The organism is Bradyrhizobium sp. Tv2a-2 (assembly GCF_000472425.1).
GTDB lineage: Bacteria > Pseudomonadota > Alphaproteobacteria > Rhizobiales > Xanthobacteraceae > Bradyrhizobium.
On the sequence record NZ_AXAI01000002.1, the window covers coordinates 374,285 to 399,487 of the forward strand.

32 protein-coding genes are annotated in these 25,203 nt (G+C 59.3%); 27 read left to right on the forward strand and 5 right to left on the reverse strand.

Going from position 1 to position 25,203, the window contains the following annotated elements; genetic code table 11:
• The first annotated feature begins 366 nt into the window (after positions 1 to 366).
• The 4 genes from A3AI_RS0105315 to A3AI_RS0105335 all read left to right on the forward strand — a co-directional run bounded on the left by A3AI_RS0105315 (position 367) and on the right by A3AI_RS0105335 (position 4,270).
• Entirely contained in the window at positions 367 to 1,506 is a 1,140-nt protein-coding gene (locus A3AI_RS0105315; RefSeq protein WP_036047447.1) for a hypothetical protein, read from the forward strand.
• Positions 1,503 to 2,231: a M23 family metallopeptidase gene (locus A3AI_RS45140; protein ID WP_024514574.1), complete on the forward strand. Its 729-nt coding sequence runs from the start codon at positions 1,503 to 1,505 to the stop codon at positions 2,229 to 2,231. Before A3AI_RS0105315 ends, A3AI_RS45140 begins: the two co-directional genes overlap by 4 nt.
• A gap of 643 nt (positions 2,232 to 2,874) precedes the next feature.
• On the forward strand, positions 2,875 to 3,837 hold the full coding sequence (locus tag A3AI_RS0105330) for a DUF5309 domain-containing protein (RefSeq protein WP_024514576.1): 963 nt from the start codon (positions 2,875 to 2,877) through the stop codon (positions 3,835 to 3,837).
• Between the two features lie 70 nt (positions 3,838 to 3,907).
• On the forward strand, positions 3,908 to 4,270 hold the full coding sequence (locus A3AI_RS0105335; protein ID WP_024514577.1) for a hypothetical protein: 363 nt from the start codon (positions 3,908 to 3,910) through the stop codon (positions 4,268 to 4,270).
• A 54-nt stretch (positions 4,271 to 4,324) separates the two neighbouring features.
• Here A3AI_RS0105335 and A3AI_RS47255 read toward each other — a convergent pair whose 3' ends face one another.
• Entirely contained in the window at positions 4,325 to 4,612 is a 288-nt protein-coding gene (locus tag A3AI_RS47255) for a hypothetical protein (protein WP_156927640.1), read from the reverse strand.
• A gap of 62 nt (positions 4,613 to 4,674) precedes the next feature.
• On the opposite strand from A3AI_RS47255, the gene A3AI_RS49885 reads away from it, so the two are divergent.
• The 10 genes from A3AI_RS49885 to A3AI_RS0105390 all read left to right on the forward strand — a co-directional run bounded on the left by A3AI_RS49885 (position 4,675) and on the right by A3AI_RS0105390 (position 11,530).
• A complete protein-coding gene (locus tag A3AI_RS49885) occupies positions 4,675 to 4,806 on the forward strand; it encodes a hypothetical protein (RefSeq protein WP_283807208.1) in 132 nt (43 codons plus the stop codon).
• On the forward strand, positions 4,803 to 5,135 hold the full coding sequence (locus tag A3AI_RS0105350; RefSeq protein ID WP_024514579.1) for a hypothetical protein: 333 nt from the start codon (positions 4,803 to 4,805) through the stop codon (positions 5,133 to 5,135). The genes A3AI_RS49885 and A3AI_RS0105350 overlap by 4 nt, the downstream gene beginning before the upstream one ends.
• Complete coding sequence (locus A3AI_RS0105355; RefSeq protein WP_024514580.1) at positions 5,132 to 5,785, forward strand: phage adaptor protein; 654 nt, start codon at positions 5,132 to 5,134, stop codon at positions 5,783 to 5,785. The genes A3AI_RS0105350 and A3AI_RS0105355 overlap by 4 nt, the downstream gene beginning before the upstream one ends.
• 1 nt (position 5,786) lies before the next feature.
• Positions 5,787 to 6,206, forward strand: a complete 420-nt coding sequence (locus tag A3AI_RS0105360; protein WP_024514581.1) for a hypothetical protein — start codon at positions 5,787 to 5,789, stop codon at positions 6,204 to 6,206.
• 1 nt (position 6,207) lies between these two features.
• A complete protein-coding gene (locus A3AI_RS45145) occupies positions 6,208 to 7,338 on the forward strand; it encodes a phage tail protein (RefSeq protein ID WP_024514582.1) in 1,131 nt (376 codons plus the stop codon).
• A gap of 3 nt (positions 7,339 to 7,341) precedes the next feature.
• Positions 7,342 to 7,983, forward strand: a complete 642-nt coding sequence (locus A3AI_RS0105370) for a hypothetical protein (RefSeq protein ID WP_024514583.1) — start codon at positions 7,342 to 7,344, stop codon at positions 7,981 to 7,983.
• Positions 7,984 to 8,060: 77 nt separating this feature from the next.
• Complete coding sequence (locus A3AI_RS0105375; protein ID WP_024514584.1) at positions 8,061 to 9,764, forward strand: hypothetical protein; 1,704 nt, start codon at positions 8,061 to 8,063, stop codon at positions 9,762 to 9,764.
• Positions 9,761 to 10,075, forward strand: coding sequence for a hypothetical protein (locus A3AI_RS0105380; protein ID WP_024514585.1), 315 nt, complete (start codon positions 9,761 to 9,763; stop codon positions 10,073 to 10,075). Before A3AI_RS0105375 ends, A3AI_RS0105380 begins: the two co-directional genes overlap by 4 nt.
• A gap of 58 nt (positions 10,076 to 10,133) precedes the next feature.
• Positions 10,134 to 10,484 (forward strand): hypothetical protein, encoded by a 351-nt coding sequence (locus tag A3AI_RS0105385; RefSeq protein WP_245286837.1) that lies wholly within the window; start codon positions 10,134 to 10,136, stop codon positions 10,482 to 10,484.
• A 275-nt stretch (positions 10,485 to 10,759) separates the two neighbouring features.
• A complete protein-coding gene (locus tag A3AI_RS0105390) occupies positions 10,760 to 11,530 on the forward strand; it encodes a hypothetical protein (RefSeq protein WP_156927641.1) in 771 nt (256 codons plus the stop codon).
• Here A3AI_RS0105390 and A3AI_RS0105395 read toward each other — a convergent pair.
• A complete protein-coding gene (locus A3AI_RS0105395) occupies positions 11,505 to 11,768 on the reverse strand; it encodes a hypothetical protein (RefSeq protein WP_156927642.1) in 264 nt (87 codons plus the stop codon). The two genes, A3AI_RS0105390 and A3AI_RS0105395, sit on opposite strands and share 26 nt — an antisense overlap.
• A gap of 874 nt (positions 11,769 to 12,642) precedes the next feature.
• On the opposite strand from A3AI_RS0105395, the gene A3AI_RS42255 reads away from it, so the two are divergent.
• Positions 12,643 to 12,960, forward strand: coding sequence for a hypothetical protein (locus A3AI_RS42255; RefSeq protein WP_245286838.1), 318 nt, complete (start codon positions 12,643 to 12,645; stop codon positions 12,958 to 12,960).
• A 517-nt stretch (positions 12,961 to 13,477) separates the two neighbouring features.
• Positions 13,478 to 13,705, forward strand: a complete 228-nt coding sequence (locus A3AI_RS47260; protein ID WP_156927643.1) for a hypothetical protein — start codon at positions 13,478 to 13,480, stop codon at positions 13,703 to 13,705.
• A gap of 739 nt (positions 13,706 to 14,444) precedes the next feature.
• Here A3AI_RS47260 and A3AI_RS0105415 read toward each other — a convergent pair.
• Positions 14,445 to 14,813, reverse strand: coding sequence for a hypothetical protein (locus A3AI_RS0105415; protein ID WP_024514591.1), 369 nt, complete (start codon positions 14,811 to 14,813; stop codon positions 14,445 to 14,447).
• Between the two features lie 504 nt (positions 14,814 to 15,317).
• Between A3AI_RS0105415 and A3AI_RS47265 the strand changes: the two genes are divergently transcribed.
• On the forward strand, positions 15,318 to 16,313 hold the full coding sequence (locus A3AI_RS47265) for a hypothetical protein (RefSeq protein ID WP_156927644.1): 996 nt from the start codon (positions 15,318 to 15,320) through the stop codon (positions 16,311 to 16,313).
• A gap of 109 nt (positions 16,314 to 16,422) precedes the next feature.
• Here A3AI_RS47265 and A3AI_RS0105425 read toward each other — a convergent pair whose 3' ends face one another.
• Positions 16,423 to 16,791, reverse strand: coding sequence for a hypothetical protein (locus A3AI_RS0105425; protein WP_024514593.1), 369 nt, complete (start codon positions 16,789 to 16,791; stop codon positions 16,423 to 16,425).
• Positions 16,792 to 17,059: 268 nt separating this feature from the next.
• On the opposite strand from A3AI_RS0105425, the gene A3AI_RS0105430 reads away from it, so the two are divergent.
• From A3AI_RS0105430 to A3AI_RS0105470, 9 genes are all read left to right on the forward strand, one after another.
• Positions 17,060 to 17,914: a hypothetical protein gene (locus A3AI_RS0105430; RefSeq protein WP_024514594.1), complete on the forward strand. Its 855-nt coding sequence runs from the start codon at positions 17,060 to 17,062 to the stop codon at positions 17,912 to 17,914.
• Positions 17,915 to 18,049: 135 nt separating this feature from the next.
• Complete coding sequence (locus A3AI_RS0105435) at positions 18,050 to 19,270, forward strand: hypothetical protein (RefSeq protein WP_024514595.1); 1,221 nt, start codon at positions 18,050 to 18,052, stop codon at positions 19,268 to 19,270.
• Positions 19,271 to 19,451: 181 nt separating this feature from the next.
• A complete protein-coding gene (locus A3AI_RS0105440) occupies positions 19,452 to 19,892 on the forward strand; it encodes a hypothetical protein (protein ID WP_024514596.1) in 441 nt (146 codons plus the stop codon).
• 8 nt (positions 19,893 to 19,900) lie between these two features.
• Complete coding sequence (locus A3AI_RS42260) at positions 19,901 to 20,314, forward strand: hypothetical protein (RefSeq protein WP_156927645.1); 414 nt, start codon at positions 19,901 to 19,903, stop codon at positions 20,312 to 20,314.
• A gap of 124 nt (positions 20,315 to 20,438) precedes the next feature.
• On the forward strand, positions 20,439 to 20,939 hold the full coding sequence (locus A3AI_RS0105450) for a hypothetical protein (protein ID WP_024514598.1): 501 nt from the start codon (positions 20,439 to 20,441) through the stop codon (positions 20,937 to 20,939).
• Positions 20,940 to 21,080: 141 nt separating this feature from the next.
• Positions 21,081 to 21,263: a hypothetical protein gene (locus A3AI_RS0105455; protein ID WP_245286839.1), complete on the forward strand. Its 183-nt coding sequence runs from the start codon at positions 21,081 to 21,083 to the stop codon at positions 21,261 to 21,263.
• Positions 21,260 to 21,751 (forward strand): hypothetical protein, encoded by a 492-nt coding sequence (locus tag A3AI_RS0105460; RefSeq protein ID WP_024514600.1) that lies wholly within the window; start codon positions 21,260 to 21,262, stop codon positions 21,749 to 21,751. Before A3AI_RS0105455 ends, A3AI_RS0105460 begins: the two co-directional genes overlap by 4 nt.
• Complete coding sequence (locus A3AI_RS0105465) at positions 21,723 to 21,938, forward strand: hypothetical protein (RefSeq protein ID WP_024514601.1); 216 nt, start codon at positions 21,723 to 21,725, stop codon at positions 21,936 to 21,938. Before A3AI_RS0105460 ends, A3AI_RS0105465 begins: the two co-directional genes overlap by 29 nt.
• 77 nt (positions 21,939 to 22,015) lie before the next feature.
• Entirely contained in the window at positions 22,016 to 23,005 is a 990-nt protein-coding gene (locus A3AI_RS0105470) for a tail fiber protein (RefSeq protein WP_024514602.1), read from the forward strand.
• Here the strand turns inward: A3AI_RS0105470 and A3AI_RS0105475 are convergent, their stop codons facing one another.
• Positions 23,006 to 23,965, reverse strand: coding sequence for an aldo/keto reductase (locus tag A3AI_RS0105475; RefSeq protein ID WP_024514603.1), 960 nt, complete (start codon positions 23,963 to 23,965; stop codon positions 23,006 to 23,008). It lies immediately after the preceding gene.
• A 657-nt stretch (positions 23,966 to 24,622) separates the two neighbouring features.
• Between A3AI_RS0105475 and A3AI_RS0105480 the strand changes: the two genes are divergently transcribed.
• On the forward strand, positions 24,623 to 25,201 hold the full coding sequence (locus A3AI_RS0105480) for a hypothetical protein (protein ID WP_245286840.1): 579 nt from the start codon (positions 24,623 to 24,625) through the stop codon (positions 25,199 to 25,201).
• Positions 25,202 to 25,203 lie beyond the last annotated feature (2 nt).

Sequence of the window (25,203 nt, forward strand, 5' to 3'; positions counted from 1 at the left end):
AGCGAACACTGGTCGGCCGCCTTCACCATTTAAAGACTACGGTTACAACGCTCAAGCTACACAGACGCCCCGCCAGATCGGTCAGGGTCGTGGCATCTCGCCGTGCTCCGCCGGATTGGCCGGCATCAATCCCGAAGCGCCGGCGTTCCCGACTTGGCCGCCGCAGCAGAAAAGCCAGGTTAGATATCTCAGCTCGCAGCGTACGCGATTTTGACCCAGCTTGTTGCTGGTCATGCTCGCGATACAACCAAAGGGAGAATTGACGGTGTTCGCTATTTGTTCTAGGAATGGTGCGCGCCTCTCGCGGGAGTCATTTGGCTTGTCAACCCCGGGGCAGAGTCCTGCGCAGCATTAGAGAATGCCGTAATGAAAATCTGCTCGCGAATCGGGACGACAACTCGTGCTTGTCGAGCCTGGCGTATCTCTTCCATCTTTCTCACCTACTCGCTGTTGATTTTGCCGAGTCCTGGTAACGCACAGGGCGCTGGCGCAAAGCCGCTCGCCCAATCCGACGCTGCTCCAACTCTGGAATCGCTTTCGCACACCGCCTTGCCTCACAGCCTGTTCAAGGCCTGGTGCGGGGAGAAGGGTAGGTTTCTTCTTGATGTGAACGGTCAGCTTGAGGCCTATGACGATGGCGTCAAGTCCGCGACCATCGCGGTGTCGTCCTCAGCGCCAGTCCAATGCGGCCTCGATGGCCACCAACTGGTCTATGTCGACACGGGGATGGGATACATCACAAAGGTCGATATCGGGAGCGGGGCTTCCCGGCTGCTGGCGACTTATAAGCCTGATGAACGGACCGGGAGCGGTCCTGTCATGTCTCCCGATTTCAAAAGTGTTGCGAGTGATCGAGTTTTGCAGCTCGCTGCCGAAGTGAGAAAATTGAAAGTCGTTCGCGTAGATCCTCGCGATGAGGTGCATCAGATCAAGTGGAGCGAGGATTCTTCGAAGCTGTTCGTCGCTTATTTCGCGGCGATAGAAGTTTTTGATGCAACGGGCAGGAAGATTGGTTCGGGACGACTGCCGGAAGGTTCATACTACCAGGATGGGTGGTTCGCGGCAGATCAGCAGGCGCTAATTCTGTTTCTCGGCGTGAAGAAGAAAAAATTCCGGGATACTGTCATTAAGTGCCGCATTGCGGATTGGACCTGCGTTCGTCTGAGGTCTCGTGTTGACGATGTCTCGGTCGGCGGCCGAGGAATAATTGGAACGGTAAGCCCTTTGGGTAAACCGCCGGCGCTAGGTGAGGAAGATGACGATTCGCCGATCGCCTTCGACAAATATTCAGTCGAACTCCGCGATGGCGCAGCGCGCCTCCTTGCACAACAGACGTTTCTGACGGCGAACGGCACCTCCGGCTACGAGATCACCGTCGCCCCATCGGGGATGAAGGCCATCCTCACCTGGCGCGCAAACAGAGCCGCAGACTGCGGGACCTCGGCAGGGACATCGTCCGGGTGCTTGCAGGGAATGCTGATTGACTTATCAAAGGTGCTTAAATGAACGAGCCGTATAACCCCGGTAGGCCCTTCCGCCTGACGTCTCGATATGGTCCGCGCATCCACCCGGTAACAGACAAGGAGACATTTCACGCCGGACAGGATTTCGCCGCTCCGGCAGGTACGCCGATTCAAGCGGCGACGCCGGGAAGGGTCGTTTACTCAGGCTTCAACGACAAATTTGGTAACACGGTCATCGTGCAGACCACCGATGGTTACAGCCTATACGCCCATATGAAGGATGGTGCTCCCAGGGCTCAGCTCAATCAGGAGATTTGGCCGGGGGATGTTATTGGTCAGGTCGGCAGCACCGGCGAATATGCCCGAGGAAATCATTTGCACTATTCCATTATCAAGCGCGGGGAGGCGGTCAACAACACAAACGAAGGCGGCAGGATCGGGATCGGTGTCGATCGGGATCGCACGGTCGATCCCGCCACATTCGATAACTCGGTTCCCTATATGAGGGAGCCTTTGGGCGCCGCCGGACAGATGTACAGCGGGGTTGCTTTCACAATCAGACGCGTTTGGAGGGATGTGGGCCGGACAACCCGGCCAGCAGCAGGTCTCTGCCATAACCGCTCACCCAAGTTCATTTGCTTCGCCGCTTCCGGGCGTTACGCAAAATGTGCCGGGTGGTCGCACAGGCTTGTTCGGCCCTTCCGGACATTCGGATCTCGTAGATCGAATGCAGCCTGGACGAGTGCCACGACCGGAGACATTGGCTAAGCCGATGCCGTTCATAAGCGGCTCGCTTCCCGACAAGCCGTTGCCTTATTGGTCCCAACTGGATGCTCCGTTTCCGCTTGAGGCCTTGCTTGCGCCCGATCGCGACGCCGCCTTGAGAGACTGGAGCGCGGTGCGGCCGCGCCGTCCGGCCGCTCCGGTAGCGCCTATTGCGCCGAAGGCCAGGCGATCCGCAACCGATCAGATCATGAATTATCTTCGGTTGCTAAATGCACAGGATGCCGATCGCTCGCGAGCGCCCTCCTTCGTCACCGATGCGGTCTCGATGCCTCTTGTCCCTTCGAATGACGCAATCTCGACCGGCGCAGAGGACGACGTTGACGACCCGCGTCAGGATCGTGCGTCCATCCGATGGCTAACCAGGCTCCAGATGCTGTGATGCGTCGATAGTTCGTGATTTCTTTATAGCCTCGTTCTCTACATCCACGCCGACCCTGCGCGCATAGCGCCGGCGCCCGGCGAAGACGTCTCGCTAAGACTGCGAACCGGAAGCAACGCCTCCGCGCCATCGCACGACCGAGATCTGAAACACAATCCGATCCGACCTGCGCCTTGAGTGCATCGTGGACACGCTGCCCATACGGCTGCGCATCCCATCATGCGCGGGTGTTACAAGGAACCATTCATGTCTCTACCGACTTCCACCTTTGCCACCTACCAGGCCGTGGGCAATCGCGAAGACCTGAGCGATATGATCTATCGCATCGATCCGGTCGATACGCCCTTCATGAGCGCCGCCGAGAAAGAGAAGGCGACCGCTGTCAATCACGAATGGCAGACCCAGGCCTTGGCGCCTGCCTCTTCTTCGAACGCTCAGCTCGAAGGCGACGATCCCACCACCAACGTCACCACGCCGACCGTCCGCCTCGGCAATCTCTGCCAGATCTCCTACAAGGTCGCCGCCGTTTCGGGTACCCAGCAGGCTGTCGAGCATGCCGGCCGCGACAATGAGCTCGCCTATCAGGAGATGCTCAAGGGTCTCGAGCTCAAGCGCGACATCGAGACCATTGTCGTCGGCACCAATCAGGCGAAGAACGCCGGCAGCACGACCACGCCGCGCTTTACGGCCTCGATCCTGTCGTGGATCATGTCCAACACTTCCAAGAGCACGTCCGGCTCGCCCTCCGATCCGGCGGCGGCCGACGGCACCGGCACGCGCACCGACGGCGCCCAGATCGCCTTCACCGAGGCGCGGCTGAAGTCGGTGCTGTCCTCGATCTGGACTAACGGCGGCAAGCCGGGCGTCATCATGACCGGCGCTTTCAACAAGCAGGTGTTCTCCACCTTCACCGGGCGAGCAAGTGCGATCGAAGATGCGAAATCCAAAAAGATAGTGGCCTCGGTGGACGCCTATGAGTCGGACTTCGGCAAGCTGAAGGTGGTGGCCAACCGCTTCCAGCGCCCGCGCGACGTGCTGGTGCTGGAGACCGACAAATGGGCCGTTGCGTACCTCAACGGACGCAACATGATCTCGATCCCGCTTGCCAAGACCGGGGACTCCGACCGGCGCGAGATCCTCGCCGAATATGCCTTGGTCGCGCGCAATGAGAAATCGAGCGGCGGCATCTTCGACAACACCACCTCCTGATCGCCTCGATCCTCATTCCATCCACATCAGGGGCGGCCTTCGGGGCGCCTCTTTTCTCTTGGAGACCTGGATGTCCCTTCCAAACAATCACACCCTCAATACCATCGACCTCACCGCCTATACGCCATCATGCGGCGCCTCTCCGGTGGCGGCCTATATTCGTGCGCCTTTTCGCTGCCAGCTCCTGAAAACGACTGGCATTCTCGGCGGCGCCATCACGACGACTGATGGCACCGTCACGGTATCGGCAAAGACCAAGACGCTTGCGACATTCGCGGTGCCGCAGGCTGGCGCCGCCGCCGGCGTGCTGTTCTCGACGGTACCGCCTTCTCCGTCTTATCTGAACGAGGATGACGTGATCGTGCTCGCACCCTCGGGCGGAGGCGGCGCGAATATTCCGATGCATTTCTCGATTACGGTGAGGGCGAGCTGAGATGGGCATTCGATATCTAGGCACCGGCCGCCTTGGGACGACGCAGAGCGTCGCCTACTCGGGAACCGCGGGCAGGACCGCAAATCCGATCGGCTCCCAGACGTACATGGTGCGCGTGCTATGCACCACCGATGCATTTGTCCGGATCGATGACAATCCGACTGCGACGACATCGGATGCGTTGCTGCCGGCCGGCGCGCCCGAATACTTCACGATCACCCCCGGCATGAGGGTGTCCGCGGTGCAACTCGCATCCGGCGGCGTGATGTACGTGACTGAGGTTTCATAATGTCTTTCGGTCGCATCGGCGCGCTTGGTCGCAGCTTCGGCAAGAGGGCGCATGGATCGGATCACTCATTAAGCTTTGCTGATGCCAGGAACTCGCAATCATGGTGCGTTGACAGATGATGAAAGATGAAAAGCCCACCGGTGACACGTTCGATGACGGTGGCAGAGCGGTTCAGGGCGAAGCCGATTTTTCGAGCGCTGCCGACGGCTTCAACTATGTTGGCGCAGGCCCGGAGGCCGTGTCGTGAGCGGCGTTCATTTGCGACCTCATTTCGATAGCGACGGCAAAAGCCTGGCGATCGAACACAGTCAGGACTGCGCCCCCATTCTTGAATGGAACCGCGAGGCGCGGCGGGACGAGCAGCACGGCGAGTGGGGCCGCCATGTCGCCCGTATTCCCAACGTCATCTACGTCAAATGGCTCCACGAGGAGCACGCCAGGGGCAATATCGCTTTGCGTCTCTTTTCGGCTGAGTTCGACCAGATCGTGCAGAGAAAGCTTCGCGATCCCGAATGGGCCTATTTGCGAACGGACCGGCCGAGATTGCAGGCCGGTTGGACTGCGGGGATAGCGTGACCGAAATCGTGGACAATGAATCGCTGCAGGCAGCGATCACCGAATATCTGGCACGAGACCAGGACAGCACCCTGATTGCCCGGATTCCGACATTCATCCAGTTGGCGGAGGCGAAGTTCAATCGGCAGCTGTTCGTTCGCCAGATGGAGCAGCGCGCGATTGCCGTGGTCGATCTCAATTCGAGCGAGCCGGAATTCATTGCACTACCTGCCGACTTCCAATCCATGCGCAGGGTGAGGCTCTCGAGCGTGACCGGAAAGCCTTGTCTCGAGTTCAGGTCAGGTGCGCAGATGGACGAGTATCGCTTTGCGACGTCGGATATAGCCGCGCGGCCACGCTACTTCACGGTCTTCGGCGGCGAGATCGAGCTCGCGCCGACACCTGACGCGTCCTACACGGTCGAGATGATCTATCGGCAGAATATTCCGCCGTTGGCATCGAACCCAACAAACTGGCTGCTGTCGATGGCGCCCGATCTCTATCTTTACGGAGCCCTGCTTGAAACAGCACCCTACCTCAAGGAGGACGCCCGAATTCAGACCTGGGGGCTCGGATTTACTTCTGCGCTCGCGGATCTGAACAATCTCGGGTTGACGTCGACGTTCAATGCAGGGCCGATGACGGTGAGGCCGTCCGGAAAGGTTTGGTAGCATGGCAACCTTCAACAAGTTCAACTCCTTCGTGTCCGACCTTGCGCAGAAGATCCACAACCTCAATTCCGATGCGCTGAAGGTCCTGCTCACCAACACGGCGCCGGTTGCGACGAACACGATCAAAAGCAGCATCACCGAAATCGCGACGGGAAACGGCTACACCGCGGGCGGCGTGGCGGCCGCTTTCGTATCGGGGACCGACACGGCCGGAACCTACAGATTGATCCTTTCTCCAGTTGCCTGGACGGCTTCCGGAGGCTCGATCGGGCCATTCGAGTGGGCTGTTCTCTATAATTCGAGTGCTGCGAACGGCAATCTGATCGGCTGGTGGGACTACGGCACCGCCATCACCTTGACCAACGGCAACACCTTCACGGTGGCGCTCGATCAAACCAACGGTGTTCTGACGTTACAGTGACATGGCAGCATTCCTTGACCTTTGCCGGTTTGTACCGACCGACGGCGGCACCACTTCCTGGACTTACTCCAGCGTGGTTGGCGGCTGCCAAAGCCCGGATCAGGCCGGCGCCGTGAGCGGCACAAATTACAAGATTTACGCCGTCAGCTCGGATTTGACGCAGTGGGAGTTGTCGGAGGGCGCCTACAACTCTTCGACCAAGACCTTTGCGCGAACCACTGTTCTCGCCAATTCGGCGGGCAGCGGCACGAAGCAGGGCGGCACCGGAACGCTGATCAATTTTGGCGCCGTCCCGAATGTTGCCGTCGTCGGCGTCAAGGAGGATTTGATTTCGGTCGAAGAGGCGAACAACTTCACGACGGTTCAACAGCTCCAGGCTCGCACCAACCTCGGCATGTCCAGCGAGGTCGGCAAAATCGAATGGTGGCCGTGCTCTGACGTGCCAGCCGGGCGTCTCCGGGCAGACGGAGGGAGCTATTTGCGCGCCACCTACCCGGACCTCTCAAACTTCCTGATCAAGACTGGCGCCGCGACTTTCACCAACGGCTCCCCCAACCTCGGCATGGTGAGCCATGGCCGCTCCGTCAACGATCCGGTCAAGCTCTTCACCACGGGCATACTGCCAACGAATTTCACGGCGGGCACGCACGGCCTCGTGACCGCCGGGACGGTCTACTACGTTAAGAGCGTGGTTGACGCGAATACGGTGACACTCACGGCGTCACCCGGTGGTGCCGCGATCAGCGCCGGCTCGGCGGGATCCGGCACGCATAGTTGGGTTTGCGCGCCCCACGGCGACGGCGACGGCTCAACCACGTTCACGGTGCCAGACTATCGCGGCGAGTTCTTGCGCGGCTTGGACAACGGGGCCGGCGTCGACACAAACCGCTCCGCTGGTTCGGTGCAGCTCGACGCGATGCAGGGACACATTCACAGCAGCACGGTCCAAGCTGTGTCACCGTCCGGTGGTGGTTGGAACATCACGGGTGGTGGTGGCGGGTTCTTCGCGGGACCACTTACGCTATCGACTGGCGGGCCTCAAGGCGACGGCACCAATGGCCCGCCGCGCACCACTAGTGAAACGCGCCCACGTAATGTCGCAGCTCTCGTGACGATCAGATACACGGCCTAGCAGATGTCGCTTCTCGGCTTTGACGCAATCGGCCGGTGGGCCCTCGGACAGCTCCCGGCAAAGGGCAACGAAGCGCTGATTGCCAACGCGGGCAGCTTTGCCGAAACCGGCGAAATCACATCATTCTCAGTTTCACTTGATGAGCCTCCGGGTGCGTTGGCGTTCATGCCAATTGCCGGAAGTTTCGCCGTCAAGGAGGTGTCGGCGGCGGGCGGCTATGCCTATGCTGGCGTCGTCGGAAACTTCAGGATTTCCACGGCAGCGGGCGGCCGCGGTTACACGCTCAGCGGAGTAGCCTCTGTCGATTTCATTGGCCAAGCCGCAACGGTTGCCGGCAAATTTGGTGCGGGCGGTCTCGCGGCAACATTAAGCCTGAGTCTTGCTTCGCCGGCCGGTGCCTATGCGGTTGTTAGCATCGCGGCGATATTCACGCGGGACTTCATCAATTGGTTGCCGCTGACGATTGAGGGCGACGTTTGGGATATGGAAACCGCGGCGGCATCGAGCTGGAGCGCGGCGAGCGCCCCTGCCGTCTCATGGACCAATAGCAGCACGCCGTCGTCTTCATGGTCTGGACTTACGCCGCCCTCCAGCCCGTGGTCGATTGATCCCACACAAACGATACCGCCTCCGACGTCCGACTGACCCCCGTTACCCGGCCCTGTGACTGCGCGCCCAGACGTGAGCCGTCCGGGCCAGCATTGCCATGGATTCGTGAACACATGCCTTTGCTTCCATACGCCGAATACAAGCCCGATGTCAGCGACTATGAGGGCACGGCGACCAAGAACATCCTCAACGTGGTTCCTCGCGGCGACGGTTACGGACCTTTTCCGTCGTTCTCCGCCTACACGTCAGCGCTGCCTTCGACCTGTCGCGGCGCCTTTTATGCCCTGAAGTCGGATGGGACGGTGATCACCTTTGCCGGAACCGACAACAAGCTCTACAAGCTCAACAACACGGATTACGGCTGGGCCGATGTCTCGAGTGGCGGATCCTCTTACTCCGCTCTCTCTTCCAGTGCGCAATGGCAATTCGCACAGACCGGAAATCTGGTGTTCGCAACGCAAGCCAATGCGCCGCTGCAGGTGTTCGATCTTACTGCATCAAATGCCTTTGCGAATGCGCAGGGTTTGCCGCCGCAGGCCGCCTATATCAGCGTCGTCGGCCGCTTCCTGGTGCTTTCCGGTTTGCTCTCGACGCCTTATCGCATCCAGTGGTGCGGGCTGAACAATTTCAATTCGTCGACCTCCTGGGACAACCTCACGGCTGGCGCCGACTTTCAGGATTTTCCCGATGGAGGGATTGTCCGAGGCGTTGCCGGCGGCGAAGCCGGCATCATCTTTCAGGACCTGGCGATCCGGCGCATGTCCTACGTGCCGGGCTCGCCGATCATTTTCCAGATCGATCGCATCACCCAGGATAAGGGATTGTTTGCGCCTTACTCGATCATTCGCGCCGGCGAGCGGATCTTCTTCTATGCAGGGCAGGGCTTTCACAAGATCGAGCCTGGCGGCGTTCCCGAGCAGATCGGGCGTGAAAGAATAGACCGGACGTTTCTCGATGATCTCGACAAGGGGAACCTGCAGCTCTTCATGGGCGCCGCCGATCCGCGCTCGACGCGGGTTTATTGGGCCTACAAATCCGTCAACGGTACGGCCGGATGTTACGACAAGCTTCTGGGCTATGATTTTCTGCTCGACCGGTTTTTTCCCGTGCAGATGACGGGCGAATATCTGCTGGGCATTTCGCAAACCGGGTTGACGCTGGAGAATCTCGATTCGCTCGGCCCAGGTGCCCTCGCGGTCACAGGCGCGGCGGATAACGGCTCCGGCCTGGTCCGCCTCACGGTCGCTTCGACGGCAACGCTAATCACTGGCCAGATTGCCTCCGTCAGCGGCGTGGTCGGCACGGTGGAAGCAAACGGCGAGCGTTGGGTCATTGCGGTCATCGACGGCACGCATCTCGACCTCCAGGGCGCGATCTTTGCGAACGCGTATGTGTCGGGCGGCATCATCGGCGGGTCAATCGATGCGATGACGCTGAGTCTCGATGCCTATCCGACGGCGGTACAGCCCGAGATCGCGCAGTTCTCGAGTTCGCATGTGCTCGGCTTCTTCCGGGGGACCAGTCTCGAGGCGATCATGGAGAGCAGCGAGCAGGGCACCGACGACGAGCGCATCACAATCCGCGGCTTCTGCCCGATCACTGACGCCGCCAGCCTGTACGGCTCGGCCTCGTATCGCGATACGCCGTCGGCGGCTGCCATCGCCGGCAATGAAGTGTCGGTCAATGCCAGAACGGGCCGCTGCGATGTCAGGCGCGACACTCGCTACTCGCGCTTCAGGGTGCGTATCCCCGCCGCGACCAGCTGGACCTTCTGCGCGGGCGTGGTTCCGGATCTCACGCCGGGAGGTACGCTATGACGGCATACGTTCCTGGACTCACCGAGACCGATTTGAAAAAGATCGTGCTCGCCCTGCAGCAACTTGCCGCAGGACGGTCAAACGCAGTCGGCAGCGTCACGCTGGCCGCCGGTGTTTCCAGCACGACAGTGACAACGGCGAACTGCGCCGCCGGCTCGACCCCGATCCTGACACCGGCATCCGCTGCCGCTGCGACGGAGCTCGGCAACGGCACGATGTATGTGAGTGCCGTGAGCAACGGCGCATTCACGATCACTCATGCCAACTCCGCCAGTCCGGGGCGGACCTTTCTTTATGCGGTCCTCGGCTGAACTCGTTTGCGTCGATCCGAAACGGGTTCACGAAATCTGGCCACACGTCGCTCCGCTGTTGCGGAAGGCTATTGCAAGAACGGGGCTCTCGGCGTTCGCCGATATTGAAAGCGACATTCTTCGCGGCGACGCGCTGCTGTGGCTCGCGCTGAGCGACGGACGCGGCGAAACAGCGATCGAAGCCGCCGCTTCAACAAGCCTGCAACAGACCGATAGCGGCAAGGTCTGCATCATCACAGCGTGCGCCGGCGCCAACATGGCGCGCTGGCTGCCGCTGATCAATCACATCGAAGCATACGCGAAGGCGGAGGGCTGCAGATGCATGCGCATCTTCGGCCGCAGGGGCTGGCAGCGCGTGCTCGAGGACTATGACGAAAAACACATCATTTTGGACAAGGAATTGGATTGATGGCGGACAGAAGTTTCCATGATGTCTACGGATTTGATCCCGAGGCCATGCCGCGTCCGGGCGGGTTGGTCGGACTGCTGCAGGAGGCGATGCGGCAGAGTGGCGCTGATCTCGATGCGCCGTCGAATCCAGACCCGAATTTCAGGCAGCTTTCGCGAGTACCTGCGGTTGCGCCTGCCGCTGCGGCCCCCGCCGTGCCGGCCACTCCCGCTTCGCCCGCTGTGGCTGCACCTTACGCCGGCCCATTCCCGCTACCGCAACGTGATTTCCCTTCAATGCCGCAAGCGCCGGACCCGGAGGCGATCTGGCGGGCGATCGACGCCAAGAACGCCAAAGCCAATGCCGCGTCTGATCGTCGGAACGCGGCGGGCCTGACCGCATCGGCGAATGTTGCTGTTCCTAGTTCTGGCGTACCCGGGCAGGGCTACTCGCCGGCGGCTCCGGTGACCGTGAACGATCTCGGGCGCGCGTTCGCAACCGGCGTTCCGATCGTCGGCGGGACGTTGAACACTTTTGACGCGGCGACGAACGCCGCGCTTGCGCCCGTGCTCAACCGGTTCTTTGACGAAAAGGGCCAACTGCAGGAACCAACCTTCGGCGAGCGCTACGCGCATGCCAAGCGGGACCAGAACGCGGCGGACAAGCGTTTTGCGACTGAGCATCCGGTGGTGGACACGATCGCGCAAGCCGCCGGCAATGTCGCTACGATGGCGCCCGTGATGTCGGCCGCGCCGAAAGCGTTCGGCCTGGCCGGCCCGCTTTGGGAAATGCCGCACGGTGGCGCGATCGCCGGCGCGGCGATGGGCGGCGCTGATGCGGCCACGCGCGGCGAAAACCCGCTTGGTGGGATGTTGGTTGGCGGCCTTAGCGGCGGCGGGGCGGGTCTGTCCGGCCAGCTCGCAGGCAAGGCGTTTAACTGGGGCATGGACCGCGTGTGGCCGTTGGCGGCTCCGCGGATGACGGTTAACCCACGCTTGCGCCTCGGTTCGGGGCTGCGCAGTCAAGCCGGGATCGAATACTTCAATCAGCGGAACCGGGCGGAATGATCTCATTGCCTGCGCGCCGCTCGCGGCGCCGGAAATAGTAGGCCACGCCAAGTATCACCGCCAACATCGTCAGGCCGCCGGCAGCGCCGAGCGTGTCCACGATCCAAAGCATGACGAAGAACACTGCCGACGTCACGAGCCAGCCCAGCACAAAACCAAGTATATCTTCCAACATGCGGGAGCGCTCCCAAGCGGCTTTTGTTGAGGGATCATCGGCTGCAATCCAAACGTGCATCATAAGCGTTCGTCAGCGTCGGAGGCCGGAGGCGCTCATCAAATCGACGTGAGTCGATACTGCGCCAGCGTCGGCCGTATCTGGTCAAACGGCAAATCCGACCCGAATCTGATTGCGCTCAAGTCCGATCCCGCGCTTTCCCGCGAGATGACGGCTACTTACACGCGGACCATGCCCGCATCCTGAAGCGCAACGGGCTCCTTGGAGGCGATGCGGCACAGCTGTGCTCATCTTGAGGCGGCATCGAACCCAGGGATAAGCCCAAACTTTGGAAGGCTATGGTAGTCCCAAGGAGAGAATCTGACGCCTTGAGTTCATGTGCAATCGGGCGCCGGCATGTCACCATTCGTTTATATCAAGCGAAACGATGTCTGCTGCCCCGTTTTGCAGGCGATGTGGCGTGGGCAAAGCTGTCCAACGCGGTTCATCACGATAGCATCGTCGTAGCGGCTGCCAAAGAAGTCTCTATGTGTGCACGGGGCGTTCCAGAGCGTAGTTGAGGCGACAGCCGGGTCTTCTTTCCGCCCTACCAGCGCGCGGCGAGTGATCGCTGGGACAAATAGCTATTTCGTCGCGCTTCGACCACGACAGCGACAACGGCGAACTGCGCCGCGGGCTCGACACCGATTCTGCCCCCGGCATCCGCTGCCGCCGCCACGGAGCGCGGCAGCGGCACGATCTATGTGAGCGCCGTAAGTAACGGCGCGTTCACGGTCACCCACGCGAACTCCGCCACCACGGGGCGGACCTTTCTTTATGCGGTCCTCGGCTGAACTCGTTTGCGTCGATCCAAAACGGGTGCACGAAATTTGGGCGCTTGTCGTTCCGTTGTTGCGGGCGGCTATTGCAAGAAGGGGGCTCTCGGCGTTCGCCGATATTGAAAGCGACATTCTTCGCGGCGACGCGCTGCTGTGGCTCGTTGCTAAGCGACGGAAGCGGCGAAACAGCGATCGAAGCCGCCGCAGCAACTAGCCTGCAACAGACCGATAGCGGCAAGGTCTGCATCATCACAACGTGCGCCGGCGCCAACATGGCGCGCTGGCTGCCGCTGATCAATCACATCGAAGCATACGCGAAGACGGAGGGCTGCAGATGCATGCGCATCTTCGGCCGCAAGGGCTGGCTGCGCGTGCTCGAGGGGTACGAGGAACAGCACATCATCATGGATAGGGATATTTGGAAGTGGCTAAAATAATTTCTCGCGGCGGATACGGTTTGACTCCCGAGGCTTATGAGGACCAGACAACGGGTGGCTTGGTCGGTCGACTTCGCGATCTGCTGGAACAGCGAGGAGCTGCTTCTAGTGCTACGGTCAATCAGTCTGCAGAGAGCAATGGGAGTCCTCAAGGTTTGCTCGGCAGGTTACTCGCGCTAGCTGCGAACAGCCTCCCGGCTGGAGGATTTAGCCAGGAATTGTCCTCTCAGTCAAAAGATCGGAATTTTAGGCAGCTTTCGCGAGTTTCCGGTGACAGGCCGATGGCTTCCTCAATTGCGCTGGGGAGCCTTTCCGAAGCTTCACAACGTGCGCCATCAATTATGCCGCTGGCTGACGGACCCCGACCAGTTGGGCCAAGCGACCAGCAATACGCCATGGGAAAGCCAACCTACAGCCAGTGCGTAGATCAGTGCTTGCATCTATTGCCTTCCCCGAGCGGCGACTTACAATCCTCAGAGTTTCGCCAGTGCGTCGGCAAATGCATGGGACGGCTATAATGGATAAACAATCTGCGAAGCGATTTAAGCTTCATATTCATGAAGCAATCAAAGAGCTGTCTTCGGCGCTTCTTGTTGCGCACGAAGTTTGCGCCGTAGAGGAAATTGCCACGATCAAAAGATCGATGGGTAATATCATCGCTGCCGCGGAAATGCTTCTTCATGATTCTATCTACTCGCATCACCCAGAATTAAATGAGCTAAGCCGCAAACCAAGCGAAACTTAGTAGTTGTTTGGTCGTTGGAAGTTTCGGGCTTTGGTCCTTTTTAGCAATTTGCCCGATTTCGAGGCACAGCAAAAACCGAAGGTCAAGTGATGTAGGTTAAGATGAGGGCTGGAGAAATCCCGATGCTATCCGCGCAGATCGTTTCGCTGGTCTTTAATAAGCGCCTACAGGGAAGCGGAATCGATCCTTGAGGCAGAGCGTGAGAAGTCGGCGAAGGGTGTCGCTCGGAGGCTAGAAGGTCTCTCCGAGCTACTACACGAAAAAATCGGAAACGCCGGGCAAGACGACGCATCGATGCGCGGACTTCTCGCCGGTGTTTACATGCTAGCTGACGTGCCAGTGAACCAAGAATACTGGGCTGATGCCGACATCGCTCTCAAGGGATATGGCTCTCTCTCTCTCTCTCTCTCTCTCGAGGAATGGAGTGTGGCGAGTCGACGATCTTTGATGAGTGAAGCCCGGCTAACTGAACAAGCATTGGGCAAGCTAGGAACAGATCTGCTGAGAGACGCCGTGGCCCCGGGTGCGGTGGTTGAGAGCCTGGAGGAGAGGTATCCAGAGAGTCGCGCTGGAAAGACCCTTCAGAAAGCCTACCCCGCGATCCGTCGTGGTCTTCCATTGGCGCTCGCCGTGAAACGGCGTCTGGCGCATTGAGTTTCCTTGGTCGCCCGGCATTGGCGCATCCCCGCGTTCGATAGAGCGCCTCCTTCGACGGAGGCGATGCCGCGACGCGACTTGCCTACGACGAATGGTGGTGGTGTCGAAACAAAAGTGCTTTGAGAAAAGGACTGAGAATTTGCCTGATATGTCGGGCGGCCGGCCACCGTGCTTCAGCCAGTCTGAATAATTCGTTGTAGAGCCAATACCCTGACGCGAACCAGACGAAACACGCGGGGATATAGAAAAAATAGAACCAGTCCGGGATTTCGAAATCGTCGGTAAATGCCGCAACGACAAGAGGCGACAGGGGAAAGAAAACTAGCCACAACGCAGCAATGCCATAAGCTAACTTTCGAGCTCTTGTTGTCCTGACCTCACCCTGCAAGTCTGGTTGGATTTTCTCCAGGGGCTTGGTCGCGTGCTTTGCGTCTGTGCCGGTGTTCGACATTGGTCGATCTCCGTAATGGTCCAGTTGACGTGTTTCCTTTTTGTTCTAAATGGTGGTCTCGCGCGTTGGAAGTAACCAGTGCGTGTATTTCGCGTATTGTTCGCAAAGCCAATTTTGGATGGCTAGATCAGAGCGCGTGCAGTTCGAATTTCCAGCATTCGAAACTTCGGAATTGCCGGAAAGCTAGACGGCACTTCGTTTGGCTCTCTTTCATCTTTGCGTCGCGTGACGCTCGCTGCCTCGCTTCGCGCCCGTAGCTTCGGGGGAGATGGCTAGCGCGCGTCTGACATAAGTCAGACCCAGAAGAAAAAAGACTGAGCTGGAGAACGTGCGCCGCTTAAGACCGGCGGCCGCTTCGATCTCGCGTAAAGGTCACATCCGTCGAAATTCAATCGCCATACATGGCGCGCTGCAGATAGCGCACGTCTTCGGCCGCAAGGGCTGACTGCGCGTGCTCGAGCGGTACGGGGAAAGGCACATCATTATGGATAAGGAATTGGATTGATGGCAGACAGAAGTTTTTATGATGTCTACGGATTTGATCCCGAGACCATGCCCCAAGCGGGCGGACTGGTCGGACTACTGCAGGAGGCGATGCGGCGACGCGGTGCCGATCTTGTGGCGATAACGAATCCCGCGACTAGCCAAGCTTCGAAAGGCAACGGCAGTTCCCAAGGGCTGCTGGGCCGGTTACTCGCATTGCAAGCCGGGCAGAATAACCCGGCTGTTCCAAATGGCGGACAAGCGCCGCCCGAACCAAGAGACTTGAATTTCAGACAGCTTTCGCGAGTCCCGGGGACAGCCTTCGTGCAGAGATCCTCGGTACCACCTGCGCCGGTATCCGCACTACGGCCGCCGTCGTCGAGAGAATCCGAGGCCGACCAGGCGCAACAAGCGAGGGAGGTCGCAGCCTCGCGTTTGGCGCGCGGAGTTCGAAGTCCTGCCCGAGCTCAAGCTCCACCACCTGATCCAGTCGATATAGCGAAATCGGCGGGCATAGGCCTAGCCAACGGTGCGGTTGGGACACTTGGACTCCCCGGAGATATACTGACCGGCTTCGGCTATTTGCCGAAGAACCTCGTGGCTAACCCAGTAAGACGCCTGGCTGGTTATCCCGAGTTAGGCACTGATCAGCCCGACTTGATTAGAGATCGGTTCACGGCCAATTCTATCCGGCGTTTCATCGAGGACCATCTTCCTTTCGGCGAATTCTATCGACCCCAGACGACGACGGGGCGTTTTGCCGAGACGATCGGAGAGTTTGCGCCATTGATACTGGGTGGCTGGGCGGCGCGGGGTTCAGCGGCATTGACTGAACAAGCATTGGGCAAGCTGGGAACAAATGTACTGAGAGACGCAGTGGCTCCGGGTGTCGTGGTTCAGGGCTTGGAGGAGGCGTATCCAGAGAGTCACGCGGGAAAGACCGTTCAGAAAGCCTATCCCGCGATCCGTCATGGTCTTCCATTGGCGCTCGCCGTGAAACGGCGTCTGGCGCGTTGAGCTTCCTTGGTCTCCCGGCGTTGGCGCGTCGGCGTCCGAATATCGTTCGAAGCTAAGTCGATATATTGAGGGCCTCCTCCGGTGAAGGCGATGCCGCGAGGCGACTTGCCTACGACGAATGGTGGTGGTGTCGAAACAAAAGTGCTTTGAGAAGAGGACTGAGTATTTGTCTGACAAATCGGGCGGCCGGCCACCGTGCTTGAGCGAGCCTGAACATTTCGTTGTAGAGCCACCGTCCTAATGCAAGCGAAATGAAAGTCGCGGGGAAAATGAAAAGATAGAACCACGATGGGGGCTCGAAATTGTCGGTAAATGCCGCAACAAAAACGGACGACAAGGGAAAGAAAATTAGCCACAGCGCAGTAATGCCATAAGCTACTTTTCGAGCTGTTGTTGTCCTGACGACACCCTGCAAGTCAGGTTGGATTTTCTCCAGAGGCTTGGTCGCGTGCTTTGCGTCTGTGCCGATGTTCGACATTGGTCAATCTCGATATTGGTCCAGTTGACGTGTTGCCTTTTTGTTCTATATAGTGGTCTCGCGCGTTGGAAGTAACCAGTGCGTGTATTCCATGTATTGTTCGGAAAGCCAATTTTGGATGGCTAGATCAGGAAATGCCGCTCCGGGTCTTCTTTCCGCTCTACCAGCGCGCCGCGAGTGATCGCTGGGACAATGTCATAGCCATTTCGCCGCAGCCTCCCACCCGACACATCCGCACAACTCAATCTGAAAGAAGGAGTCACCCACGATGGGCGGACAATCCACAACCACGCAAACTCAGCAGTCGCAGACCGCACCCTGGCAGGCCGCGCAGCCGATGCTGCAGAATATTCTCGGTCAAATCGGCACCGGATTGGGCAACACCGGTCTGACGTCAGCGGAGACCGGCGCGCTCAACACGCTGCAGAACAATGCGGCGCAAGGAAACCCTTACGCCGGGCAGATCGGCGCCTACGCGCAGTCACTGCTGAATGGGGGTGGGGCCAACGCCCAGGCGCCGAACGTGCAGAGCAATCTGCAAACATTTCAAAATCAGCTCTCGCCCTATGCCAACGGCAGCATGGTCGGCAACAATCCAGCGCTTGCCGCGCAGCTTGCTCAGATCCAGACGGATGTCGGAAATTCCGTCAATGGGCAGTTCGCGGCTGCCGGGCGCGACTTCAGCGGTGCCAACCAGATGACCTATGGCCGTGGCGTCGCTGCCGCCGAGGCGCCGGTGATTGCCGCGCAATATAACCAGGACGTCACCAATCAGATCGCAGCAGCGAATGCGCTCTACAACGCCGGCAACACCACTGCGAACACGCTTTCGGGAATGCAGCAGAACTATCTATCTAACCAGGGGCAGGGGATAGCTGCGTCCCAGTCCGCACTCGACGCGCAGAACTACGGTGCCAATGCGACGCTTGCCGAGGAGGCGCAGCGCCGCGGGATCCCGGTCCAGGCGTTGGGCCTGCTGGCGCAGATCGGGGTGCCGATTGCGGGCCTTGGCCAGCAATCCAGTGGCACGACGCAAGGTACGCAGGACGCGTCCGGCCTGCAGCAATTCGACATGCTGGCCAGCGGAATTGGAAGCCTCCTTAGTCCCTTCAAGTTCAAGTAGGGATGTATGTCCTTGGCCCGATGAGGCTGCGCGAGGCGCGTTTGTCTATTTGGAACGAGAGTCTCTTGGTGACTCTTATGGTGAGCGCTCGGGCTATCGGCTTACGCGCAAAACTTTTTCGTTGGAGCTGACCCCATGGTCGATGAAGTGGATCCGGCGCTCACTGGCGCTGCCTTCGATCTTGCCAATGCCGGCTATAGATCGATGCCGGACAAGGAGACGAAGCAGGAAGCGGAGGCTATCGGCGGCGACAGTGCGTCCTTGCGCCAGGTAGCTGAAGAGCGCGCCGAGTCGCATAACGAAACTGTCGTCCGTAAGTACACCGGGCCGGGCGGAGAGGTCGCGGCTTCTGACGAAGCGGTGACGCTCGCTCGTGCAGCGAGGGATTATGCCGGCGCTCTCGCGGCGGAGAATCTGATTGCGCAGAACCTGACATCAGAGCAGCTTGCAGTCGAAGTCGATGCGTTGCGTGCGCAGGCCGCCGCAAACGATCCTGATGCCGCCGACTTCTACGGGTTCGACCCTCCGGAGGCCGTTAGCGAAGCGGTTGGCCAGGCCGACACCGAGAACGGTGGTTCGCCGAAGAACGCCGCAGCCGATCGCCCGGACGATTTATTGGCGGCGGGACTCGATCCCGAACTCGACAAGGCCCTGATGCATCCCCAGGTGTTGCAGGCGATCGAACAGAAGGTGGGCGAGGCGGAGCGGTCCCGTCAGAGTTATCGCGAGGGGCTTGAGGCGGCAATGCAGATCGCTCAATCGAGCTTTCTCAGCCAGTTTCCGGAGTTCGCCGGCATGGCGCCGGAGAACATTCCCGGCGCGCTCGAGCTGATCTCGCGTCAGGATCCGGGCAAGCTCGCGCGCATTCAGGGGATGGTGGCAACAACGCAGCAATTGTTGGCGCGGCGCGAGCAGGAGAACGGCCGGCAGGCCGAGATCGAGCGGCAGCACTTTCTGAAATTTGCCGATGCGGAAGATGCCCGGCTCGAAACCATGTTGAAAGGTGAGCCACAGGAGACGCAACGCGCCGTGCTCACCGAAATCGTGGCCTCGGCCAAAGAGAGCGGCATTGAGCCCGCTGAGCTCAATCGCCTCTTCAACACAGAGCCCCTGATGCGCAATGCGATCTTCCAGCGCATGATGTACGATGCCGGAAAATACCGGCTGATGATGAAGGCGAAGAACGCAGCGCTTGCGAGGCCGGTGCCGCCGGTCCAGAGGCCTGGTATGGCGACGACGCGATCCGAGCGCGAGCGCGCCGACGTGCGGGCGCTCAGCGCGAAGCTGTCTAGCTCAGGCGATATCAAGGACGCGGTGGCGCTGTATAGGGCTCGCACCTCCGGCAGTCGCTCTTAAGGCGTACTGCCGTCGCAAGGGTGGTTGTTGACCAGACTATTTGACATCCACAATCGTGCGACGATATGAGCTGTTCAGTTCAATCAGAGAGAGATTTTTTCAGGTTGCCGCGCTTGACTATGTTCTTGTTTTGTTCTAAGCAATCGATGTGTCCCCGCACCAATCGCGAGCAGCGCCTGAAATGAATTTCGCTCCGTACCAGTGGGCGATCAGCTTCTACCTCGACCTGCTGACCAAGGCAGTATTCGTCAGTTTTCTCGGACTCCTGTTTACCCTTGGCGGCGCGCCGGTCTTTGATTTCGTGGTCGGGGCGTTCTTCCTCTCCCTGTTCCATTTCGTTTGCCTGTTCCTGGGATGGATCGTCTTGTGTCTGGTGGAGCTGACACGCGTGCAGCTTACGGACCGGGTCAGATTTCTCGTCACTCTGATCTCCGCCAACGCTCTGTTTGTGCTGAGTATTGCTGCATTCGGGAGTTGGGGCAGCACGCCCAACGACGCGATCTCACATTTCCACGGCGGGCTGATGGTCGGATCGATTCTAGCGACCACGAACGTCATACCGATTTTTCTAGCGGCCGCGTGCGGCCGCATCTTCAAGCGCCAAGTGTCGCCGCAATGTTAAGCCGACACTTGTCAGCAGCTCTTTTGCCATTTTGCTTTGCCTTCAGCAGTAGCGCCTTTGCTGGGGACTATGTTGTTTCCTATGCAATCGATGCGGGTAGCCTTAATGACACAGGTACGGTCCGGAGCTGCAGATACGGCGAGCTATGCCGGGTCAGCTCGAAGAGTCTCGACCTGTCGATATTGATAAGTGTCTATCTGCCGCTCCGCCGCAACCAGAAAGAGCTCAATGTTTCCGTCAGTGGTGGTCGCAGCCGCCCCGACTGTTGCTTTTTGTCGGACGGCGTCGATTGGCGCTCCTTTACTCTTGAAGAGTCTTTCTTCGAGATCCGCCTCTACGAGGGCCACGCACGCAGGCGCAATGAGTTCCTAATCAACTCACCGCTGGGCATTTTGTATCTGCAATTCTCAGATTTGAAGTGAACGGATCATTCTCGCAAGAGCTGCGGGCAAGCCGTTCTGTCAGTCGGATCTGGCGCGCGACCGATAGCGTCCACGCTCGGGATCCTGTCTCCAAATCCCGGACATTGAAAGGTGATGATGGAAAATGAGCGAGGTTGAACGAAGTTATCTTCCACCCTTGAACCCCCGGACGGTTATCACAGAGGCCAATCGCGCAAGAGTGTACGACATCATTCGCGGGCAATTAGCCGATATCATGAACGGCGAACAATCTTACTATCCTGATGGTGTCCAAAAGGACATGCAGGAACGCACTGAGAATCTGACGCGATTCATCGGTTCGATAAGGAGTCTGCAAGGTCTGGTAGACGATCCATCGAACATCCTTGGAAAGGCGGCCGACGACCTTGATCATTTAGTCAAGCAATTTGGCGAAAGAAACGCTGCGGATGAGCCTCGTGATCCGATCGAAATGCCGAAGGAGTTTTCGCCGGGAACCATGGCCCGTCGCCTGGGCGTATTTCCCCGCCCGGCCCGCTTGATCCACGACAAAGGCCGGTCTTTCGGAGGGTATCCGTTCGAGGCTCGATCGGAGCGGAGGATAGGCCTGAGTCGCGGATTCCTCCGCCGATCTTTTTTCCGTTGACCTAGTCTAGTGGCCGGCGAACCCCGGCCGACCCGCCTTTGAAAAGGAAGCTTCTACATGTGCAATTGCAATCGCGATTTCATTGACCGCACCGAATCCATCACGGGAAATCTATACGGAGAACCGCTCACACCCCAAAGGATGGCCGAAAATTTTGCGCTGTATGGCCTGAAGAAGCGCGCTGCCGCGCTGGAGAGGTTCGACAATGAACTGCACGAAGACATCGACTCCGGCGCGCACAACCTGCGGCGGCGCGTGCAGTTGATGGAATTGCGCCGCAAGATGGGCGCGGTCCACGCGGCCTTGCGCAAGGCGAGTCGATGACAAATCCGGTGCTGGCCGCGTTGGCGCAGGCCCGGCTGCGGGCTGCGCCGATGTTTGCGCGCTGGTGCGAGCTAAATGGGGCTTCGTTTTGCCCGGCTGCTCCGCAGACCTTGGCGCGCTTTGTGAAGGACTGTTCGGCGCTTGGAATCGAGCGCCTGTGGCCAGCCGTTCAGGACGTCGCGAAGCTGCACGCCTCGCTTGGGTTGGCTGATCCCACGCTCGGCGGACCGGCAGCGGACGCAATCGGCGAGATCGCCGCCGTCATGCCACCTCGGTCGTGGCCAGAGGAATACAAGCAGCGCTTCAAATCGCTGCCCTATGACATTCAGCTTTTCGTCGCCGCGCACGAGATCCGGCGGGAGAAAACATTGCGGCGGGCACAAAACGACGCTGCAGCCAGCAGGCAGAAACTGGCGGCATCAGAGCAATCCGCCATCAAACTTGCCGAAGGAGCCAAAAATGAAGACAGTGCGCGCGCCGACACTTGAGGAACGTATCCGGCAGATCCGGACAGAGGTCGAGTCCATCGTCGAGGCGCGCGTTGCGGCAGTTGCGGAGCAAAGCCCTGGCGTTCCCGCGGGCGTTATCCGCAACCTCCTCACCGCTCGTGCGCCCGCATGCGCCTGCGCCCAGTATCTCGCGCTCAAGCGGGAGGAGGCAGGAGAGCCGGTGTGATCTCTGGATAAGCCAAGGCTGATTTGGTCCGACAGCGATCTCGAACGAGATCGCTTTTTCATTTCGGGGAAACGAGAATGACGCTCTACAAATGGTCGCAGACGGCATCATCCGACGCGACGGCAGATCCGACCATCAATTGGGCCGAAGGTCAGGCGCCTTCCAGCATCAACGATTCCGCACGCGCCATGATGGCCGCCACCGCCAAATATCGCGACGATATCTCCGGAGCCATCGTCACAACGGGCACGTCGACCGCATACACGATCTCATCCTACCAAGTTTTCGATACGCTCGCCCACCTTGGTGGCCAAGTGATCGCGTTCACGCCACACACGACGAACGGACCAGGTCCGGTCACTCTCAACGTCGACAGCCTCGGCGCCAAACCGCTCCGGTCAGCGCCGAATGTAGAATTGCTGGCGGGGACCATTATCCAGGGAACGCCTTATGTGGCGATCTATAACAACACTGACGGGGCTTTCTATCTCCAGAGCTTCTATGGAAATCCCTACAACATCCCGCTTGGCGCGGGGATCGAGTATTGGGGCAGCACGCCGCCGAATAGCAGCTTTGCATTCCCGTTCGGGCAAGCCGTTTCGCGCACTGGCGCAACAGCGCCGCTGTTCGCGCTATTCGGCACCACTTATGGCGCCGGCGACGGAGCAACCACGTTCAACCTGCCTGACTTGCGTGGGCGCGTCGGGGTTCCGGCTGACAATATGGGCGGCACGCAAGCCGGTCGCGTCAGTGCAGTGCTCGCTAATGCTCTCGGCTCCGCTGGCGGTGAGGCGCAGCATACGCTGACGGTCAGCGAAATGCCGTCTCACAATCACTCTGCAAGCTCAGTCGATAATGGCCACAACCATCCCTACACGGCGCCTCAAAATCCGGGGATTGCAACTCCTGGCGGCAGTGCGGGCCCGGTTGTTCAGGGGAACTTCGGCAGCACTACGGGCGTCGGTTTTGCCAGCATCACGACGACGGTTAACGCCAATGGCGGCAGCGCCGCGCATAACAACGTGCAACCATCGATCGTCTGCAACTACATAATGCGGATCATCTGATTAGACGCCGGCAAGAGCGAAGCGGCCCTGATACGCGGATTCGATGGAAGCAGAATCCTTGGCGGCGAGCTGCTTTGACGAAGCCGCCGCAATCTCTCGCAGATTTGCAACGTTCGTTGTGCCGAAAATGCAAGAGCTGATCTGAGGGACAGATAGCGCGTATGCCATCGCCGCCTGTGCTGCTGACATTCCCGTAACCGAGGAAAGGGACCGCCTTAGGCGCTCCGATTTAGCTGCGAGGCGTCGGCTAGCTGGCTTGAGGGCCGCACGAAGCAAGTAATAGGCATCGGCCATACTCTGTAGACGGCCAATTTTGCCGGGGATCAGATGCCCTTGCGCGAGAACATTCCCGACCATCACGGCAATGCCAGCGCGGTGAAGCTCCTGAATGATCGGGATGCGGTCTAATTGAGCGACGTTGAAATCGATCAGAGCCACGTCGAAGAGGCCCGGCAGCCCGGCAATGTGGTGCATCACGTCTTCGGAATGAGTGTTAATGCCGAGCAAGCGGAACATGCCTTGCCGGCGCATCGCGCCAAGACGCCCAATTAGCTCGTCTGTTATAAAAGCAGGCGTTATCCCATGTAGATAGAAGATATCCACAAAACCGGTGCCGAGGTTCTTGACAGCCTTCCCGCATGCTCGCTCGATGTAATCGGCACTGTAGTTTGTGCCCCTGCGATCAAACAAACCGCCGCGTACAGTTCCGGCCTTCGTGGAAATGAACAGGCTTGATCGGCCGTGATCGGCAATAAGGTTTGCCAAGGCTTTCCCTAACCGCGGCTCGGCGCGGTAATTGCAGTAGTTGTGGCCAGTGTCGAAATGATTGATACCGAGCGCGAAAGCCTCATGCACTAGGCTTATCGCCTTTGCTTCGGAAAAGCGCTCGTTACCCCAAAAGCCCGAGCAGCCAAAACCAATTTCGGAAACGGTCACACCGCGAATCTGCCGATATTTCATTGTGAAGGACGCCACTCATTCCAAATTCAGGGTGGCTTCGTAACATTGCTACCTCACCGCGAAAAGATAGATTTCCCGCTTAGGTCGTGTGGGGACAGTCACTCCCTGTTGATAAGCGGTTGAAAACCGCGCCCGAAAAACAAAAGCGCGAGCTAGCGCTGCTTATAAGATCGGTATCCAAACAGAGATCGGAATGCGACCGCCAGATCTTGCCTAAACGCCATGCACCGTACTTTCTTCCTCTAATTGCCGAAACCCAGTAGCAGAAATAACGATCTGCAACCAGCCCCGGGATTGGGCCGTTTTTCGGCGGTCAAATCTATACTCGCCGAGCTCGACTTGCGGATCACCGGCGGGCTTACGGGGCGTCTCGTAAGCCAACAGAACCGGGTTGTGCGCGTCGGTCTCACACCACGTAAGAGCTCCGTACGCCGAAGATCTGCCGATTCGGCAACCAACGACAGCAAGGCGCCTGTGTAAAGCATCCTCGGCCTTCAGCCGCGGCATTTCATCCCCCCAATCGAGTAATCCATGACCAATATCAACGCCCTTGCTGCGGCGAATGCCGCGCGCTGGAAAAATGCAGGCCTCACGCGAGACTTTGGGGCTGTTGCTAGGTGCCTTGTCTCCCCGACCGCCAAATCTCGCTACCAATCCGTGTCTGCCAAGACCGGCGTCCCCTGGGCGATGATTGCCGTCATCCACGAGCGGGAGTGCTCGCAGGACTGGACGAGGTCGTTGGCGCAGGGGGATCCCTGGAAGCGAACATCAGTGCACGTTCCTGCCGGCCGCGGTCCCTTTATCTCCTGGGAGGCTGCGGCAATCGATGCGCTCGTCAACTGCGCGCCTTATGCGGCGCGGAATACGGACTGGTCGATCGGTCCGAGCCTGACAAAACTCGAGGAATATAACGGTCTCGGCTATGCGGCGCGTGGCCTGCCCTCGCCCTACCTCTGGTCGGGGACCGATCAGTACAAGTCGGGCAAATATGTGCGGGATGGCGTGTACGATCCCAGCGCCGTCGACAGCCAACTCGGCTGCGCCGGCTTGCTGAAGGCGATGGCGGCGCTTGATCCGAGTGCAGCATTCGCGACGAAAAATTCGCTGGATGCGTCGGATGCCTCTTCGCCAGCCCGCCAATCGACGCCAGTTCCTCCCTCGCTCACGAATCCGTCGAAAGGCTCGATCGCCGCGTTCGTTGTTTCCATTCTCGCGGCCCTGTTCAGAAGGAGATGAAG

Bases quoted from the DNA above. Each gene is read 5' to 3' on its own strand.
- A3AI_RS47265 (WP_156927644.1), top strand. From the start codon at position 15,318: ATGGCAGACAGAAGTTTTTATGATGTCTACGGATTTGATCCCGAGACC.
- A3AI_RS0105360 (WP_024514581.1), top strand. From the start codon at position 5,787: ATGGCAACCTTCAACAAGTTCAACTCCTTCGTGTCCGACCTTGCGCAG.
- A3AI_RS0105440 (WP_024514596.1), top strand. From the start codon at position 19,452: ATGAATTTCGCTCCGTACCAGTGGGCGATCAGCTTCTACCTCGACCTG.
- A3AI_RS49885 (WP_283807208.1), top strand. From the start codon at position 4,675: ATGATGAAAGATGAAAAGCCCACCGGTGACACGTTCGATGACGGTGGC.
- A3AI_RS0105380 (WP_024514585.1), top strand. From the start codon at position 9,761: ATGACGGCATACGTTCCTGGACTCACCGAGACCGATTTGAAAAAGATC.
- A3AI_RS0105435 (WP_024514595.1), top strand. From the start codon at position 18,050: ATGGTCGATGAAGTGGATCCGGCGCTCACTGGCGCTGCCTTCGATCTT.
- A3AI_RS0105470 (WP_024514602.1), top strand. From the start codon at position 22,016: ATGACGCTCTACAAATGGTCGCAGACGGCATCATCCGACGCGACGGCA.
- A3AI_RS0105315 (WP_036047447.1), top strand. From the start codon at position 367: ATGAAAATCTGCTCGCGAATCGGGACGACAACTCGTGCTTGTCGAGCC.
- A3AI_RS0105450 (WP_024514598.1), top strand. From the start codon at position 20,439: ATGAGCGAGGTTGAACGAAGTTATCTTCCACCCTTGAACCCCCGGACG.
- A3AI_RS47255 (WP_156927640.1), bottom strand. From the start codon at position 4,612: ATGCGCCCTCTTGCCGAAGCTGCGACCAAGCGCGCCGATGCGACCGAA.
- A3AI_RS0105335 (WP_024514577.1), top strand. From the start codon at position 3,908: ATGTCCCTTCCAAACAATCACACCCTCAATACCATCGACCTCACCGCC.
- A3AI_RS0105370 (WP_024514583.1), top strand. From the start codon at position 7,342: ATGTCGCTTCTCGGCTTTGACGCAATCGGCCGGTGGGCCCTCGGACAG.
- A3AI_RS0105455 (WP_245286839.1), top strand. From the start codon at position 21,081: ATGGCCGAAAATTTTGCGCTGTATGGCCTGAAGAAGCGCGCTGCCGCG.
- A3AI_RS0105415 (WP_024514591.1), bottom strand. From the start codon at position 14,813: ATGTCGAACACCGGCACAGACGCAAAGCACGCGACCAAGCCCCTGGAG.
- A3AI_RS0105430 (WP_024514594.1), top strand. From the start codon at position 17,060: ATGGGCGGACAATCCACAACCACGCAAACTCAGCAGTCGCAGACCGCA.
- A3AI_RS0105375 (WP_024514584.1), top strand. From the start codon at position 8,061: ATGCCTTTGCTTCCATACGCCGAATACAAGCCCGATGTCAGCGACTAT.
- A3AI_RS47260 (WP_156927643.1), top strand. From the start codon at position 13,478: ATGGATAAACAATCTGCGAAGCGATTTAAGCTTCATATTCATGAAGCA.
- A3AI_RS0105395 (WP_156927642.1), bottom strand. From the start codon at position 11,768: ATGATGCACGTTTGGATTGCAGCCGATGATCCCTCAACAAAAGCCGCT.
- A3AI_RS0105460 (WP_024514600.1), top strand. From the start codon at position 21,260: ATGACAAATCCGGTGCTGGCCGCGTTGGCGCAGGCCCGGCTGCGGGCT.
- A3AI_RS0105425 (WP_024514593.1), bottom strand. From the start codon at position 16,791: ATGTCGAACATCGGCACAGACGCAAAGCACGCGACCAAGCCTCTGGAG.
- A3AI_RS45140 (WP_024514574.1), top strand. From the start codon at position 1,503: ATGAACGAGCCGTATAACCCCGGTAGGCCCTTCCGCCTGACGTCTCGA.
- A3AI_RS0105475 (WP_024514603.1), bottom strand. From the start codon at position 23,965: ATGAAATATCGGCAGATTCGCGGTGTGACCGTTTCCGAAATTGGTTTT.
- A3AI_RS0105390 (WP_156927641.1), top strand. From the start codon at position 10,760: ATGCCGCAAGCGCCGGACCCGGAGGCGATCTGGCGGGCGATCGACGCC.
- A3AI_RS0105465 (WP_024514601.1), top strand. From the start codon at position 21,723: ATGAAGACAGTGCGCGCGCCGACACTTGAGGAACGTATCCGGCAGATC.
- A3AI_RS0105330 (WP_024514576.1), top strand. From the start codon at position 2,875: ATGTCTCTACCGACTTCCACCTTTGCCACCTACCAGGCCGTGGGCAAT.
- A3AI_RS45145 (WP_024514582.1), top strand. From the start codon at position 6,208: ATGGCAGCATTCCTTGACCTTTGCCGGTTTGTACCGACCGACGGCGGC.